The following is a 15,186-nucleotide window of genomic DNA, read 5'->3' as shown; positions in this document are numbered from 1 at the left end:
GGCCGCAACTGAGCAACCAGCCGGCCAACCCACCAACCAGTCGACCAATCCAACCGCCCAGCCTCACCCGAGCTCGGCGGCGAGCGATTCGATCAGCGGGATCACGCGGTTCTCGATGCGGCGGCTGAGCACGATCTCGGTGCGGGTGCGCACGACGCCGGGCGTGGCGATGATGCGCTGGATGACGCGCTCGAGCTCATGGTTGTCCTTGGCGACGACGTGGCAGATGAGGTCGCCCTCGCCGGCGATGGAGTCCGCGGCGATGATCTCGGGGATCGCGGCGAGCAAGCGGCTGGTGGTGTCGAGCTGGCCCTGGGCGAGGTGGATGTGGATGTAGGCGAGCCCGCCGAAGCCGAGGGCGGTGGGGGAGATGCGGGGCGCGTAGCTGGCGATGACGCCGGAGCGTTGCAGCTTGTCGATGCGGGCCTGGGCGGTGCCGCGGGCGATGCCGAGCTGCCGGGCGTACTCGCGGACCCCGGCGCGTGGTTGCTCGAGCAGCAGCCTCAGGATGGTGAGGTCGAGCTTGTCGAACGTGGCGCTCATGAGTGCCTTCCGGGCGTACGGGCGGATTGGTCACCTGGCCGGCTGGTGCGTCGTCTGGAAGGGCGCGAATGGGCCATTGGCTCAATGTATCGCCGCACGGTTGCGCGGTGGCGCGGTTTGGGCGCTGAATGGTAGTCACATGGACAACTATGAGCTGCATCACACCCGATGCGTGCTCGCCGCCGCCACCACACCCCGGTGGGGCGACCACAGGAGGTGCCCGCCATGACGATCCCGCAGCACGACCGACCACGCCACGAGCAATCCCGCTACGGCGCTCCCGGCGCGAGCCGCAAGGCAAGCCCGGACGGGTTCTACCTCGATGAGCGCTACGAGCGGGAGGACGGAGTCGTCTTCCTCACCGGCATCCAGGGCCTCGTGCGGATGCTGCTCGATCGGGCCCGCCAGGATCGCCGCGCTGGTCTGCGCACGGCCACGTTCGTCTCGGGCTACGAGGGCTCGCCGCTCGCGGGCTATGACCTCGAGCTGATGCGGCAGCGCGCCTTGCTCGAGCCTCTCGACGTGCGCCTGCAACCGGGCCTGAACGAGGAGCATGGCGCCACCGCGTGCATGGGCGCGCAGCTTGCTCGCTCGGCCGCCACCGTTGACGGCGTCGATGGCATCACCAGCATCTGGTACGGCAAGGCGCCGGGGCTCGATCGCGCAGCCGATGCGTTGCGCCACGCCAACATGATGGGCACGGACCCGCGGGGCGGGGCGGTGGCTATCGTGGGCGACGATCCGGGTGCCAAGTCCTCGACCCTTCCGTCCGCCACCGAGCGGCTCTTCGCGGACTTGCGCATTCCCGTGCTGTATCCGGCGGATAGCCAGGAAGTGCTGGAGATGGGCCTGCACGCCCAGTACCTCTCTCGCTTCACCGGCACCTGGGCAGGGTTGAAGATCGTCACCGCGGTCGCTGATGGAGCCAGCACGGTGCGGGTCCATCCGCACCAGTCCTTGCCGATCCTCGGTGGTTCCGGCCCCAGCACGCATGAGCCGTCGGGACGGGTTCTCGGCGCCAGCCTCGCCGCGCTCGAGCGCAGCCTCCACGAGACCCGCTTGCCCCGCGCGCTCGAGTACGCGCGCAACAACGGCCTGAACCGCATCACGCGCAGCGGCACCGGCGATCAGGTGGGCATCGTCGCCGCGGGCAAGACCTATCTCGATCTTCGCAGCGCGCTGCGGACCCTGGGTCTCGGCGAGGATGAGCTCGCCCGCCATGGCATCCGGTTGCTGAAGATCGGCATGCTGTGGCCGCTCGAGCCCCGCATCGTCGAGCAGTTCGCTGACGGCCTTGACGAGATCATCGTGATCGAGGAGAAGCATGACTTCCTCGAGTCCGCCATCCGCTCCGTGCTGTACGGACGCCGATCGGCGCCGCGGATCGTGGGCCGCCGCACCGCCGACGGCAGTGTCCTGTTCCCTGCTATCGGCGAGCTCGATATCGACACCGTCACCCGTGGCCTGGCGCGGGCATTGGCGGGGCGGGACGTCGAGGGCGTGCGGGCCTGGCAGCACCGGTCGCGCCCGCATCGCATCTCTGTTCCGCTCGCGGTGCGCAGCCCGTACTACTGCTCGGGCTGCCCGCACAACTCCTCCACCCGCGTCAACGAGGGCACGCTCGTGGGCGGTGGCATCGGGTGCCACGCGATGGTGCTGCTGATGGATCCGAAGCAGACAGGCAACGTCCTGGGCACCACGCAGATGGGCGGCGAGGGCGCGCAGTGGATCGGCATGGCCCCCTACGTCACCGAGCGCCACCTGGTGCAGAACATCGGCGACGGCACGTTCCTGCATTCGGGATCGCTCGCGATCCGGGCTGCCATCGCCGCCAACGTCAACATCACCTACAAGCTCCTCGCGAACAGTGCTGTCGCCATGACCGGCGGGCAGCGGCCCGTGGGGGAGATGCCGGTGGAGCAGATGGCCCGCCTGCTCCATGACGAGGGCGTCGCTCGCATCGTCATCACCAGCGAGGATCCGTCGCGCATCCAGCGGCGTCGCCTCCCGCGCGGCGTGCAAGTGCGTCCGCGCGAGGAGCTGCTCGACGTGGAGCGCGAGCTCGCCGCCGTGCCTGGAGTGACGGTGCTCATCCATGATCAGGAGTGCGCCGCGCAGAAGCGCCGCAAGCGCAAGAGGGGCACGCTGCCCACACCGACCACGAAGGTGATGATCAACGAGCGCATCTGCGAGGGCTGCGGCGATTGCGGCGAGAAGTCCAACTGCCTGTCCGTGCAACCGGTGGACACCGAGTTCGGGCGCAAGACCCGCATCAACCAGTCCTCCTGCAACCTCGATTACTCGTGCCTGAAGGGCGATTGCCCGTCGTTCATGACGATCACTCCCGGCCGCTCGAAGCACCAGGACCTGCAGCCGCTGGCTCTCGATGAGCTGCCGACTCCGCGGTATGCGACCGGCCGCGACGAGTTCGACATGCGCATCATGGGCATCGGCGGCACGGGCGTGGTCACCATCAGCCAGGTCCTCGCTATCGCTGCTGTCATCGACGGTCATGCCGTGCGCACCCTCGACCAGACTGGCCTCGCGCAGAAGGGCGGCGCGGTGGTCTCCGACATCACGATGACCGACGCGCCCGAGGAGGTCTCCGCGAAGGTCGGCGAGGGCCGCGCGGACCTCTATCTCGGCTGCGATGCCCTCGTGGCCACCGATCCCGCCAACCTGCGCGTCGCCGATCCCGCCCGTACCGTCGCGGTGATCTCCACCCACCATGTGCCCACCGGCAAGATGGTGACGACCACGAGCGAGGACTACCCCCGCGATGACGCCATCCACGGCGCGATCGATGAGGTGGCCCGCGAGGTGCACTACCTCGATGCGGCGGATCTCGCGCACCGGCTGTTCGGCGACGAGCAGTACGCGAACATGATCCTCGTCGGCGCTGCCTTGCAGACCGGGGTGCTGCCGGTGAGCGAGTCCGCGATCGAGCAGGCGATCATGCTCAACGGCGTGGCGGTGGACCGCAACCTCCAGGCACTGCGGCGTGGCCGGCAGGCTGTGGCCGACCCGGAAGCGCTGTCGCGGATGATGCAGCCCGAGCAGGCCGCGCCGCGGATCTCTGAGCGGGCGCGGCAGCTGGGCGCGCTGATCGGCTTGCCCGCGCCATCCGACGCGATCGATCTGCGCATCGAAGAGCTGATCGATTTCCAGGACGACAAGTACGCGCGACGCTTCGTCGGCCTCCTTGCCGAGGCCCGGCGGGCCGAGGCGCGCGTGGATGCCGGCTCGACCGCGCTGACCGAGGCGGTAGGGCGCGGGCTGCACAAGCTGATGGCCTACAAGGATGAGTACGAGGTGGCCCGGCTGGCGCTGGATCCGAGCGTGCGCGCGGAGATCGAGGCCGAGTTTGGTGAGGGTGCGACGGTGGTCAACCAGTTGCATCCGCCGGTGCTGCGGGCGCTGGGCATGGACCGCAAGATCGGCGTGGGCGGGTGGTTCACGCCTGCGTTCCGCGGACTGGCGACGATGAAGCGCGTGCGTGGCACCCGGCTCGATCCGTTCGGCCACACCGAGGTGCGGCGCACCGAGCGGGCGCTTATCGACGAGTACATCGCCGCGATCCGGGAGGTCCGTGCCGTCCTTGACGCTGGCAACCTGGGCGAGGCCGTGGCGATCGCTGACCTGCCGGACATGGTGCGCGGATACGAGGACATCAAGATGCGGACGGTCGCGGCGTACCGCGCGGAGCTGGCGAGGATGCTGGGCGGTCTTCGCTAGCGAGGCGCTGGCGCTCGAGGCCGTCGAGGATGAGGTCGAGCCCGTGGTCGAACTCGTCGCTGTAGGCGTAGCCGGGCTTGAGCGCGTGCTCGGTGATCAGCTCGGTCAGGTGCGGGTATTCCTCGGCGATGGCGGGCGTGGCGAGGATGCCGTCGGCGATGGTGGCGAGCTCCTCGGCGCTGGCGAACGGGAGTCCGTTCTCTTGCAGGACGAACCCGTAGATGTAGCTGTCGAGGAGGGCGACCGCGCGCGCGGCGAGGGGGAGGCTGAAGCCGTTGTGCCTCAGGCAGCCAAGCACGGCGTCGTGGTGGCGGAGCGTGGCGGGGCCTGGGGTGGAGCGGGAGGCCATGAGGCCGAGCGCCCACGGATGGTCGCGGAGCGTGGCGCGGGCGGAGTGGGCGCGCTGGAGCATCCCGTCGCGCCAGCCGGTTCCGGTCTCGGGGAGGCTGATCTCGCTGAAGACGTGGTCGACCATGGCATCGAGCAGTGCGTCCTTGCTGGCGATGTGGTGATAGAGCGACATGGCCTCGACGCCGAGGTCCTTGGCCAGTGCCCGCATGGTGAGCCCGGCGGTGCCGGTGTGGTCTGCGAGCCGGATGGCGGCGGCGAGGATCTGGTCGCGAGTGAGCCCGGGCCGCGCGCGGCGGCGGGGTGCCCCAACGGTGCCTGGCATGGCGCTCCTCTCGGGATGACGGTGATCAACCATTGACTACCTTACGCCATAAGGCGTATCTTACGACGTAAGGCAAAGGTTGCTGGAGCTCAGTGAAGGAGCCAGGGATGTCGTCACGCGAAATGCGCAAGGTATGCATTGTCGGTGCATCAGGGAAGCTGGGGACGTACATGATCCGCCACGCCCTCGAGCGCGGCTACGAGGTCGTGGGGGTCTGCCGCGAGCAGAGCGTCGGCAAGCTCGACGAGTTCGCCGGCCGCATCACCGTCGTCCCAGGCCGCACCAATGACCCGGACGTGATCAAGCAAGCCGTCGCCGGATGCGATGGCGTTCTCGTCGTCCTGGTCCCCTGGGGCGTGCACGACTACGCGAGCGGCACCGCCCAGGCCGTGCTCGACCATGCGGAGCCGGGCGCCCGGCTGGTGTTCTCGTGCGGCTGGCACATCACCCGCGACGGCAAGGATCAGTACTCCCGCACGTTCCGGGCCACGGTGGCGGCGATATCGGCCCTTGCGCGGCTCGCCCGGCTCGTCGATGTGCGCGACCAAGTGCGGGCCTGCGACCGGATCTTCGCCAGCGACACGCTATGGACAGTGGTGCGCGGAAGCGACCTCGAGGAGGGCGAGAGCCAGGGACTGCCCGTGTGGAGCCGTCACGTCGGAGACCCCGTCCTCGCGAGCAACATCACCCGGCGAATCGACTTCGCCCTGTTCATGGTCGAGGCGCTCGTGAACGACGAACTGATCCGCGAGGCCCCGGCGATCGTCGGCTGCCGCACGGAATCCGCGCTCGCCCACGCCGCGGCCCGGTAGCTGGACCTGGCCGACTCGGGCCCGCATTGCCGAATCGGGCAGTTCGGATCTGCTAGCTAATGTCACGCGACACGCAACGACACGGGCTTGAGAACGAGACATTAACCAGCAGATTGGGTTCGAGCCAGCAGCCCGCCGCCTACCAGCAGCCCGCCGCCAGCGGGGGCATCCGCGGGTATCCGCCCTGGTGGAAAGGGGCCCGGGGTGCCGCGCCGCTCCGGGTTGGGGCTCGGAGCAAGGGTTGGCGCGGCATCCCAGGCTGTTCGGGGGCAGGCTGCTCAGCGGATTATTCGGCGTTCTCGAACATGGCGGCCATGCGCTTGTGCAGCTCCTCTTCGCTGACGTCCTCGATGTGGGTGGAGATGTGCCATGCGTGGCCGAATGGGTCGGTGATCACGCCGACGCGCTCGCCGTAGAACTCGTTGCTGACGGGCATCTGGAGCGTGGAGCCCTTCGCGACCGCTTTCTCCACCACGGCATCGACGTCCTCGACGCTCAGGGCGATCGTCACGGGGGAGCCGCCGAGCGTCACCGGGCTGCGATTGCCCCAGTCCAGGTTCTCGTCGGCCAGCATGATCATTCCGTTCCCGATCGTCAGCTCCGCGTGCCCCACGCCACCGTCAGGCATGGAAAGGCGGAGCCCCTCGGTAGCGCCGAAGACCTCCTTGTAGAACGCGATCGCGGCATCGGCGCCCTTGATGGTCAGGTACGGGGTAACGCTGGGGGAGGTGCTGCTCATGATGGGTCCTCTCGGTGCTGCTTGCCTGATGCTGGGTGAAGCAAAACTCGAACACACGTTCGAACAAGTGGAACTCTAGGCCATCGGGTGCGCTGTGGCAAGGGGCACACCGAAGGTTTTTCCACTCACGATTATTGACCCCGCCGGTCCCGGAAACTCATCGCTCGATTGCACTGCGCGATCGGTTTCACGACGCCGTCACGGACGCGTTCACCGGCATTCATCCGCTGTTGGCGCGTGTCGATCACGATCACCCGGGTGACCTCCACGACCGAACGCGTGCTGCCCGCGACCGGCCAGCGCGGATTCCGGGGGCGGCCGTGGCGCGACTACCTGCTCTTCCTCGCCCTGGCCGGGCCCAACCTGCTGCTGCTGGCCCTGTTCACCTATCGCCCGCTGGCCGACAACCTGCGGTTGTCACTGTTCGACTGGAACCTCGCCTCGCCGGACCTGGTGTTCGTCGGGCTCGACAACTACCGCGAGTGGTTCACCCGAGGTGACTCGTGGACGATCGTGCAGAACACCGTGCTGTTCACCGTTCTCGCGGTCGGCGGGTGCATGGTCCTCGGCCTCGCGCTCGCGCTGCTGCTCGATCAGCAGCTCAAGGGCCGCAACCTCGTGCGTGGCGCGATCTTCGCCCCGTTCGTCATCTCTGGAGCTGCCATCGGCATCGCGTTCCAGTTCGTGTTCGACCCGAGCTTCGGTCTCGTCCAGGACCTCATCCGGCGTGCCAACGTGCTGCTCGGGCAGGTCGGGATCCCCGCCATCCCGGCGCCCGATTTCTACCAGGAGCCGCGCTGGGCGCTGCTGATGATCACGCTGACGTTCATCTGGAAGTACCTCGGCTACAGCTTCGTCATCTATCTCGCTGCGTTGCAGGGGGTGCGCCAGGATCTGCTCGAGGCCGCCGAGATCGACGGGGCGAGCCGGTGGACCACTTTCTGGCGGGTGCTCATGCCGCAGCTGCGGCCCACCACGTACTTCCTGTCGATCACCGTGCTGCTCTCCACGTTGCAAGTGTTCGACATCATCTACGTGATGACCCGAGGCGGGCCGCTGGGCAACGGCACCACCACGATGGTCTTCCAGGTGTACCAGGAGTCGTTCGTGAACTTCCGGGCCGGGTACGGAGCCACTGTCGCGACCCTGCTATTCCTCGCGCTGCTGATCGTCACTGTCATCCAGGTGCGCATGATGGACCGGGGAGACGCCCGATGACGATGCTCGCGCTCGACCGGCACGATTCCGCCGCCCACGCCCGGCGCCAGCGCCTGATCCGCATCGCCGGCTACACCGCGATGCTCGCCGCGCTCGCCATCATCGTGCTGCCGCTGCTGTGGATCGCGCTCACCTCGTTCAAGACGCGCGGCGAGGTCTACACCCAGCCCGTCACCTGGTGGCCCGGAAGTCTCTACCTCGACAACTACGCGGACGCCACGAGCCTGATCCCGTTCTGGACGTTCCTGCGCAACTCCCTGCTCATCACCACGATCCTCGGCACGCTCAAGTTCGCCCTCGGCATCCTCACCGCGTACGCGCTGGTGTTCCTGCGCTTCCCCGGCAAGACGCTGGTGTTCGTCACGGTCATCGCGGCATTGATGGTGCCCAACCAGATCACCGTCATCTCCAACTATGCGCTCGTGGCCGAGCTGGGCTGGCGCAACACGTTCCAGGGCATCATCATCCCGCTGGCCGGAGTGGCGTTCGGAACGTTCCTGATGCGCAACCACTTCCTGTCGATCCCCGCGGAGATCATCGAGGCCGCCCGCATGGACGGCTCGGGCCACGCCATGCTGCTGTGGCGGGTCATCCTGCCCGCTTCCCGGCCGACCATGGTCGCGTTCGCGCTCATCACGCTCGTCAACGAATGGAACGAGTACCTGTGGCCATTCCTCATCGCTGACGACTATCGTGTGGCACCGATCCCGGTCGGCCTGACGTTCCTGCAGAACAACGAAGGGCTCACCAACTGGGGGCCCGTCATGGCGGGCACCATCCTCGCGGCCATACCCATTCTCATCGTCTTCATCATCCTGCAGAAGCAGATGATCAAGGGCCTCACCTCGGGCGCAGTCAAGGGCTGACCCCACCGTCGAAGGAGCACACCACATGACCGGATTCCGCCCTCTCAACAGGCGGGCCTTCCTTGGCTACACCGGCATCGCCGCCGCGGGCCTCGCCCTCACGGCCTGCGCTGGCGGTGGCAGCGGTACGAGCAGTGGCGACCCCAGCACCATCCAGTTCTGGTCGAACCACCCCGGCACGTCGCGCGACACCGAGCTCGAGCTGATCCGCCGCTTCGAGGCCGCCAACCCAGGGCTGACCGTGCAGCTCGTCTCCTCGGGCCGCAACTACGAGGAGGTGGCGCAGAAGTTCAACGCCTCCCTCGCCGGGGGAGACCTGCCCGATGTGGTGGTGCTCTCCGACGTGTGGTGGTTCAACTACGCGCTCAACAACACCATCGAGCCGCTCGACGGGCTCTTCGACGACCTCGGCGTCGATACCGGCAGCTACGTGGAGGCACTGCTCGCCGACTATGCCTTCAACGGCAACAGGTGGGCCGTGCCCTACGCCCGCTCCACCCCGCTGTTCTACTACAACCGCGACGCTTGGCAGGAGGCAGGACTGCCCGACCGTGGCCCCCGCACCTGGGACGAGATGGCCGAATGGGCCCCCGAGCTAGTGGGTGCCAACGGCGACCGGCCTGCTCACTCCTGGGCCAATGGCGCCGAGTACCTCGCCTGGTACTACCAGGGGGTCAACTGGACGTTCGACGGGCGCTACTCCGACGACTGGACCGTCACCATCGCTGACGAGCAGGCCATCGAGGCCGCCGAATGGTTCCGCGGCACCATCCACGATGGACGCTGGGCCAACATCACCCCCGACAATGCCAACGACTTCGGTGCCGGGCTGTGCGCCTCGACGCTCGCCTCCACCGGCAGCCTCGCCCAGATCCAGGCGGCCGCGAGCTTCGAGGTCGGCACCGCCTTCCTGCCCCGCACCGAGGGCCGCGACTCGTGCCCCACCGGCGGCGCCGGGCTTGCCATCCCCGCCGGAATCCCCGACGAGCGCAAGCGCAACGCCATGCGCTTCATCGAGTTCATCACCAACCCCGAGAACACCGGATACTTCTCGCAGAACGTCGGCTACATGCCCGTGCGCTCCAACGCCTCCGAGATCGGCGAGTTCCGCGAGCACCTCGACGCCAACCCCAACGCCCGCACCGCCGTCGAGCAACTGCCGCTGACGTCCCCGCAGGACAACGCGCGCGTGTTCGTTCCCGGCTCCGACCAGTTCATCAACGGTGGGCTCGAGCGCATCGGCCTGCGCAACGAGAACCCCGCCGACGTGCTGCCCGGCGTGCGCGACCAGCTCCAGGGCATCATCGACCGGCAGATCACGCCCAAGCTCCCCAACTGACCATCGCCCTCGCCCCGGGGCGCGGCACGCCCCTCGCCGCACCCCGGGCATCCCACGCATGGAGGCCCAGGCCCATGGCCGGAATCCGCTTCGACGGCGTCACCCACCGCTATCCCGGCAGCACCACGGCCGCGGTGGACGCGCTCGACCTCGCCATCGACGACGGAGAGTTCCTTGTCCTTGTCGGGCCGTCCGGCTGCGGGAAGTCCACCACCCTGCGAATGCTCGCCGGGCTCGAGCCCATCGAGTCCGGCCGCGTCCACATCGGCGACCGCGACGTCACCAGCCTCCCACCACGGCAGCGCGATGTGGCGATGGTGTTCCAGAACTACGCGCTCTACCCCAGCATGACCGTCGCCGAGAACATGGGCTTCGCGCTCCGCAACGCCGGGGTGCCGCGCGCCGAGAGGGAGACCAAGGTGCGCGAGGCGGCCGCCATGCTCGATCTCCAGGACCTGCTCGACCGCAAGCCCGGCAAGCTCTCCGGCGGCCAGCGCCAGCGCGTCGCCATGGGCCGAGCGATCGTCCGTCACCCCAAGGTGTTCTGCATGGACGAGCCACTGTCCAACCTCGATGCCAAGCTGCGCGTCAGCACCCGTTCCCAGATCGCCGCGCTGCAACGCCGGCTCGGTGTCACCACCGTCTACGTGACCCACGATCAGGTCGAGGCCATGACCATGGGCGATCGTGTCGCCGTTCTCGACCGCGGCATGCTCCAGCAGGTCGATTCGCCCCGCGCGCTCTATGACGATCCCGCGAACACGTTTGTTGCCTCCTTCATTGGCTCGCCAGCCATGAACCTGCTCAAGGCGCGCGTGGAGGAAGGGTGGGCCGTTGCTGGGGGCGTCCGCGTGCCCGTGCCCCGCGCCGTCATCGACGCGGCATCGGTGCCCGGCGCGGTCACTCTGGGAGTGCGGCCCGAGGACCTCGCCCTCGTGCCCGAGGAGCAATCCCTCGCCCTGCGCGTCACCCTCCACGAGGAGCTTGGCTCCGAAGGCTTCGTCCACGGCAGCCCCGATGCGCCAGGGGAGTGGGAATCAGTGGCCGGCGAGGTCGTCGTGCGGGTCGAGGCGCGTACCGCCGTCACCGTCGGCGAGACGCTGCGGGTACGTCCCCGTCCCGGCAGCGTGCTGTTCTTCGATGCCGCGACCGGGCAGCGGCTCCGGGGATAGGGTTTGCCCGTTCCTCCCGCCCGGCAGCGCGCCGCTGCGCCACAATGGAGGCATGACCGGCACCGCGACACACTCGAATGATCCCGCGCTCATCCGCCAGCTCCTGACGACGCCCGGCACCTGGGCGGTAGTGGGGCTCTCCACCCACACTGGGCGCACCGCCCACGGGGTGTCCCGCTGGATGAAGGAGCAGCTCGGGCATCGCATCGTGCCCGTGCACCCCCTCGCCGAGAACGTGTTCGGCGAGGATGGACACGCCAGCCTCTCGGACATCCCCGACGGGGAGCGCATCGACGTCGTGGATTGCTTCGTCACCTCGCATCGCGTGGGCGGCATCGTCGACGAGGCCATCGCCAATGCCCAGCGGCTCGGCATCACGGCCGTCTGGCTGCAGCTCGGGGTGATCGACGAGGGCGCCGCCCAGCGTGCCAAGGATGCCGGGCTCGGCGTCGTCATGGACACCTGCCCGAAGATCGAGTACCCGCGGCTGTAGGGGGCTGGCGGGGGCGGCTCGGGCTGCTGCGGGCTTCGGCGGCCGCGGCTCGGGGTTCGGCGGCCGCGGCTCGGGCTTCGGCGGACCGGGAGTGGAAAGTTTTCCCGCTTGGAGGGGGTTTTCTTTCCACTCCCGGCGCGGTGTCCCCCCCCCAGCTGCCTGGCGCGGTGTCCCCCCAGCTGCCCGGCGCGGTGTCCCAGCGCGGTGTCCCGCCAGCGTCCCGGCGCGGTGTCCCGGCGCGGTGTCCCCCCGGCTGCCCCGCGATCGCCCGGGTGGCAATCACTTGGTGCCGAGCTCCTCGCGCCAGCCGACCTCCTTCTGGATGTACTCGTTGTCGGCGTAATCCTCGAAGTCGCTCTCATCGCTGACGCGCCGCACCTCGAGCTTCGTGCCCGGTCCGAGCGGACAGCGGCGCGCCCGCTCCGCGGCCTCGTCCTTCGAGGAGACCTGGATGATCCAGAAGCCGTTGAACAACTCGTGCGTCTCCCCGTAGGGGCCATCGGTGATGACCGGTTCCTCCGCCGAGAAGTCAACGACGAACCCTTCCTCGGGGCCGACGAGGCCCTCGCCCGCGCGCAGCACGCCAGCCTTCATCATCGACTCGTTGTAGGCGCCCATCGCGTTGATGATCTCCTCGAACGGCACATCCTTCGAGGCCTCGATGGCGGCGTCGGTCACGCGCATGATCAGCATGTACTTCATTGGTCTTCCCTCTCGTCCAGGAGCGCCCGTGCGGTGCTTCTACTATGACGTCGAACGGGGACCGAGCGGATCGACAGGCGGGAAAAAGAAAGTTCCCCTCCCGGACATCGTCCGGAAGGGGAACTCGAAGTGCGCCATCAGGGACTCGAACCCCGAACCCGCTGATTAAGAGTCAGCTGCTCTGCCAATTGAGCTAATGGCGCGTGTGCTCGTTGCGGGAAAGACATTAACAGGTTTGCCGCCCGATCGGAAATCCGCTGGTAGGGGATGTGCGCGGCGGACTTGCCTCGTGCCGGGGCGCCTGCGGCGGATGGGTTGCCGGTCTGTGCTTCACGCGAGCACGCCGAGGGTTTGGTGACATGTTGTTGCGTACGCCACCCCGGGGTGAAAACAGATGAGCAGTCCCGCATACTTGCCAGATGATGGGCCGATGTACGCGTGCTTGGCGGCGTGGGCCCGGAGCACCGGGAGGTGAGGTCCGCATGACATTGATCCCCGATTCACGACGCGCCTGGCGATCGAGCACCGCTGCGGTCGCGCTGGCAGCAGCACTGTCCCTGATATCCGCCTGCACGATCCCGACGAGTTCGAGCACCGCGCCCGAGCCGCCGCCGCTCCCTGCCATAAGCTTGTCCGAGCCCGACGGGGCGCAAGGCGTCTCCCCGCTCGAGCCCATCACCCTCGCCGCGGCCGAGGGAACGCTGGACTCCGTGGAGCTCCTCAATCCCGAGGGCAAGCCCGTGGACGCCGAGATGGCGCCAGACGGTACCTCCTGGACCACCACCGAAGTCCTCGGCTACGGGCGCACCTATACGCTCGCGGCCACCGCGACCGGCCCGGGTGGCACATCCGAGCTGCGCAGCACGTTCACCACGGTTGTTCCCGACAACCTGACCATGCCCTACCTCATGCCATGGGACGGCGCGGTGGTTGGCATCGGGCAGCCCGTCGCGGTGCAGTTCGACGAGCCGATCCCTGATCGCGCACGCGCGCAGGAACTGATCACCGTGACCACGGACCCACCCGTGGAGGGCGCCTTCTACTGGGTGAACAATCGCGAGGTGCGGTGGCGCCCGGAGAACTACTGGGAGCCCGGCACGCGCATCACCGTCGATGCCAATGTGTACGGCCAGGACCTCGGCAACGGCCTGTACGGGCAGTCTGACCAGCGATCCGAGTTCACCATTGGTGACGCTGTGATCGCGGTGGCGGACGACTATGCGAAGACCATCACGGTCTCGGTGAACGGCACCGTGGTCATGACGATGCCCACCTCCTTCGGCAAGGCTTCCGCGCCGACGCCCAACGGCACCTATGTGATCGCGGAGCGCCACCGCGAGATCGTCATGGATTCCTCCACCTACGGCGTGCCCGTCAGCTCGGCCGACGGCTACCGCACGGATGTCGAATGGGCCACCCGCATGTCCTATAGCGGCATCTTTGTGCATTCGGCGCCGTGGTCCATCGCCGACCAGGGCCGGCGCAACGTCAGCCACGGTTGCTTGAACGTGAGCCCGGCCAACGCGCGCTGGTTCTACTACAACACCAAGCCCGGCGATATCGCGGTGGTGCGCAAGACCGTTGGCGGCACGCTCAACGGGCTCGACGGGCTCGGCGACTGGAACATCCCGTGGTCGCAGTGGAAGGCCGGCAACGCCGAGGCGTGACCGGGGATTGGCGTCCTAGCGCGGGTCATTCGTCCGCTGGGCGCCGGTAACTGCCACGCTTGGTGCGCTCCTCCCACCCTTAGCGCGTAGCTGCCACCGAAATTTCGGTGGCAGCTACGGCCTAGACATGGCAACAGTGCCTCATGGGTGGCAGCTGCCGTGCGAGCGCCAGGCGCCCCGGGACCCAGGCGCCCCGGGTGCCAGGCGCCCCGGGACTCAGGCCCCAGGAGCCCCAGGAGCCCGGAGTGGCTGCGAGCCATGCCCACGGCTCCGCGCGATCCGTCCGGCCCTGCTGCGATTACGTGCCGCAGGTCCCGGGCGGGTCGTCGGAACGCTCGATCGGCACCTCCACCGAGAACGCGCGGCCCACATCCGGGGTGAACTCGATCGGCCCCTCCACCGAGCAGGGGGCCGTGCTGCCGGGCAGGCCCACGACCTCGTAGCAGGTGGTGGCGAGGGAGAGCTGGATGGTGCCGTCTTCGGCGGCGGTGCTCGTGGCGAGCGGGATCTGCGAGCCGCAGCGCGCGAGGATCAGGCCGAGGCCACCGATGGGCTCGCCGCTGCCGGAGTCGACGATCCGGAGCGCGCCGGAGACGGCGGCCTCGCCGGACCGGGCGGGGCCTTGCGCGAACTGGACGCGCAGCAGTCCGGTCTCGCCGTCCTCCTCGATGATGCCGGGGAAGGGGCCTTCCTCGAGCGGGTAGTAGCTCGCCGGCACGCGGTCGAAGCGGACCGAGAAGCAGCCCGGGTCGAGGTCGGTGGCGGTGGCCGTGCCGGCGTTGTTAGTGCGCACCGTCAGCAGCTCCCGGCCGTCGGGCCGTGCGTCATCCTCGGGACAGGGCTCGACGCGATCCACCGCGTAGGTGACGTCCGGGATCGCGGTGCCGGCGAGGGTCTCGGACACGATGACGATGCTTCCCTCGCCGTTCTGCCCGGCCGAGACGGTCGTGCCTCCGGAGGTGGCGTCGCGCGTGGTGCCGTTGGTGGTCGCCGGAGCTGTCGTGGTGTCGGCTGCGGTTGTCGTGGCAGGTGCCGAGGCGGTGGTCGCCCGATCGGCAGGGAGCATGCCAGGGGTGGCGTCGCCGGTGCATGCGGGGACAAGCAGCACCGCGGTGGCAGACAGCAGGACAAGGCCGCGGGCGGGGGAGGCGATACGTGGCATGGTGTGGCTTTCCGGGTCGTCTCGATGGGGCACGCGGCAGCGGCGCGGGCCACCAGCATGACAAT

Annotated in this window: 13 protein-coding genes and 1 tRNA gene; 8 read left to right on the top strand and 6 right to left on the bottom strand. The window is 68.4% G+C overall.

Annotation, left to right across the window (positions count from 1 at the left end):
- Window positions 1-63 precede the first annotated feature (63 nt).
- On the bottom strand, window positions 64-543 hold the full coding sequence (locus HT102_RS04535; protein ID WP_192038217.1) for an Lrp/AsnC family transcriptional regulator: 480 nt from the start codon (window positions 541-543) through the stop codon (window positions 64-66).
- A gap of 225 nt (window positions 544-768) precedes the next feature.
- Here HT102_RS04535 and HT102_RS04530 point away from each other — a divergent pair, with 225 nt between their 5' ends.
- The gene (locus tag HT102_RS04530) at window positions 769-4,278 is read left to right on the top strand and encodes an indolepyruvate ferredoxin oxidoreductase family protein (protein ID WP_192038216.1); all 3,510 of its coding nucleotides are present in this window, start codon (window positions 769-771) and stop codon (window positions 4,276-4,278) included.
- Here HT102_RS04530 and HT102_RS04525 read toward each other — a convergent pair.
- A complete protein-coding gene (locus HT102_RS04525) occupies window positions 4,214-4,951 on the bottom strand; it encodes a TetR/AcrR family transcriptional regulator (protein WP_225443221.1) in 738 nt (245 codons plus the stop codon). The genes HT102_RS04530 and HT102_RS04525 overlap by 65 nt on opposite strands.
- A gap of 107 nt (window positions 4,952-5,058) precedes the next feature.
- Between HT102_RS04525 and HT102_RS04520 the strand changes: the two genes are divergently transcribed.
- Window positions 5,059-5,763 (top strand): NAD(P)-dependent oxidoreductase, encoded by a 705-nt coding sequence (locus HT102_RS04520; RefSeq protein WP_192038214.1) that lies wholly within the window; start codon window positions 5,059-5,061, stop codon window positions 5,761-5,763.
- Window positions 5,764-6,049: 286 nt separating this feature from the next.
- Here HT102_RS04520 and HT102_RS04515 read toward each other — a convergent pair whose 3' ends face one another.
- Window positions 6,050-6,502 carry a VOC family protein gene (locus tag HT102_RS04515; RefSeq protein ID WP_192038213.1) on the bottom strand — a complete coding sequence of 151 codons (453 nt, stop codon included), beginning with the start codon at window positions 6,500-6,502 and terminating at the stop codon, window positions 6,050-6,052.
- A 258-nt stretch (window positions 6,503-6,760) separates the two neighbouring features.
- Here HT102_RS04515 and HT102_RS04510 point away from each other — a divergent pair, with 258 nt between their 5' ends.
- From HT102_RS04510 to HT102_RS04490, 5 genes are all read left to right on the top strand, one after another.
- Window positions 6,761-7,720, top strand: a complete 960-nt coding sequence (locus tag HT102_RS04510) for a carbohydrate ABC transporter permease (RefSeq protein ID WP_192038212.1) — start codon at window positions 6,761-6,763, stop codon at window positions 7,718-7,720.
- Entirely contained in the window at window positions 7,717-8,586 is an 870-nt protein-coding gene (locus tag HT102_RS04505; protein WP_408611302.1) for a carbohydrate ABC transporter permease, read from the top strand. Before HT102_RS04510 ends, HT102_RS04505 begins: the two co-directional genes overlap by 4 nt.
- Window positions 8,587-8,611: 25 nt before the next feature.
- A complete protein-coding gene (locus tag HT102_RS04500) occupies window positions 8,612-9,925 on the top strand; it encodes an ABC transporter substrate-binding protein (protein WP_192038211.1) in 1,314 nt (437 codons plus the stop codon).
- A gap of 74 nt (window positions 9,926-9,999) precedes the next feature.
- Window positions 10,000-11,097: an ABC transporter ATP-binding protein gene (locus HT102_RS04495; RefSeq protein ID WP_192038210.1), complete on the top strand. Its 1,098-nt coding sequence runs from the start codon at window positions 10,000-10,002 to the stop codon at window positions 11,095-11,097.
- A 52-nt stretch (window positions 11,098-11,149) separates the two neighbouring features.
- Window positions 11,150-11,590: a CoA-binding protein gene (locus tag HT102_RS04490; protein ID WP_192038209.1), complete on the top strand. Its 441-nt coding sequence runs from the start codon at window positions 11,150-11,152 to the stop codon at window positions 11,588-11,590.
- A 279-nt stretch (window positions 11,591-11,869) separates the two neighbouring features.
- Here HT102_RS04490 and HT102_RS04485 read toward each other — a convergent pair whose 3' ends face one another.
- Window positions 11,870-12,292 (bottom strand): YciI family protein, encoded by a 423-nt coding sequence (locus HT102_RS04485; protein ID WP_192038208.1) that lies wholly within the window; start codon window positions 12,290-12,292, stop codon window positions 11,870-11,872.
- 130 nt (window positions 12,293-12,422) lie between these two features.
- Window positions 12,423-12,495: transfer RNA gene (locus tag HT102_RS04480), tRNA-Lys, on the bottom strand.
- 279 nt (window positions 12,496-12,774) lie between these two features.
- Between HT102_RS04480 and HT102_RS04475 the strand changes: the two genes are divergently transcribed.
- The gene (locus HT102_RS04475; RefSeq protein WP_192038207.1) at window positions 12,775-13,959 is read left to right on the top strand and encodes a L,D-transpeptidase; all 1,185 of its coding nucleotides are present in this window, start codon (window positions 12,775-12,777) and stop codon (window positions 13,957-13,959) included.
- A gap of 298 nt (window positions 13,960-14,257) precedes the next feature.
- Here the strand turns inward: HT102_RS04475 and HT102_RS04470 are convergent, their stop codons facing one another.
- Window positions 14,258-15,121, bottom strand: coding sequence for a hypothetical protein (locus HT102_RS04470; RefSeq protein ID WP_192038206.1), 864 nt, complete (start codon window positions 15,119-15,121; stop codon window positions 14,258-14,260).
- Window positions 15,122-15,186: the final 65 nt, after the last annotated feature.

The sequence above is a fragment of the Lolliginicoccus lacisalsi genome (genome assembly GCF_014841105.1).
Taxonomy (GTDB): domain Bacteria; phylum Actinomycetota; class Actinomycetes; order Mycobacteriales; family Mycobacteriaceae; genus Lolliginicoccus; species Lolliginicoccus lacisalsi.
Note: the sequence above shows the minus strand (reverse complement) of the source record. Positions and strands in the feature narration are given on the sequence as shown.

What these genes read in the sequence shown, in the direction of transcription:
- HT102_RS04535 (WP_192038217.1), bottom strand. Translation starts at nt 543, where the DNA reads ATGAGCGCCACGTTCGACAAGCTCGACCTCACCATCCTGAGGCTGCTG.
- HT102_RS04530 (WP_192038216.1), top strand. Translation starts at nt 769, where the DNA reads ATGACGATCCCGCAGCACGACCGACCACGCCACGAGCAATCCCGCTAC.
- HT102_RS04525 (WP_225443221.1), bottom strand. Translation starts at nt 4,951, where the DNA reads ATGCCAGGCACCGTTGGGGCACCCCGCCGCCGCGCGCGGCCCGGGCTC.
- HT102_RS04520 (WP_192038214.1), top strand. Translation starts at nt 5,059, where the DNA reads ATGTCGTCACGCGAAATGCGCAAGGTATGCATTGTCGGTGCATCAGGG.
- HT102_RS04515 (WP_192038213.1), bottom strand. Translation starts at nt 6,502, where the DNA reads ATGAGCAGCACCTCCCCCAGCGTTACCCCGTACCTGACCATCAAGGGC.
- HT102_RS04505 (WP_408611302.1), top strand. Translation starts at nt 7,717, where the DNA reads ATGACGATGCTCGCGCTCGACCGGCACGATTCCGCCGCCCACGCCCGG.
- HT102_RS04500 (WP_192038211.1), top strand. Translation starts at nt 8,612, where the DNA reads ATGACCGGATTCCGCCCTCTCAACAGGCGGGCCTTCCTTGGCTACACC.
- HT102_RS04495 (WP_192038210.1), top strand. Translation starts at nt 10,000, where the DNA reads ATGGCCGGAATCCGCTTCGACGGCGTCACCCACCGCTATCCCGGCAGC.
- HT102_RS04490 (WP_192038209.1), top strand. Translation starts at nt 11,150, where the DNA reads ATGACCGGCACCGCGACACACTCGAATGATCCCGCGCTCATCCGCCAG.
- HT102_RS04485 (WP_192038208.1), bottom strand. Translation starts at nt 12,292, where the DNA reads ATGAAGTACATGCTGATCATGCGCGTGACCGACGCCGCCATCGAGGCC.
- HT102_RS04475 (WP_192038207.1), top strand. Translation starts at nt 12,775, where the DNA reads ATGACATTGATCCCCGATTCACGACGCGCCTGGCGATCGAGCACCGCT.
- HT102_RS04470 (WP_192038206.1), bottom strand. Translation starts at nt 15,121, where the DNA reads ATGCCACGTATCGCCTCCCCCGCCCGCGGCCTTGTCCTGCTGTCTGCC.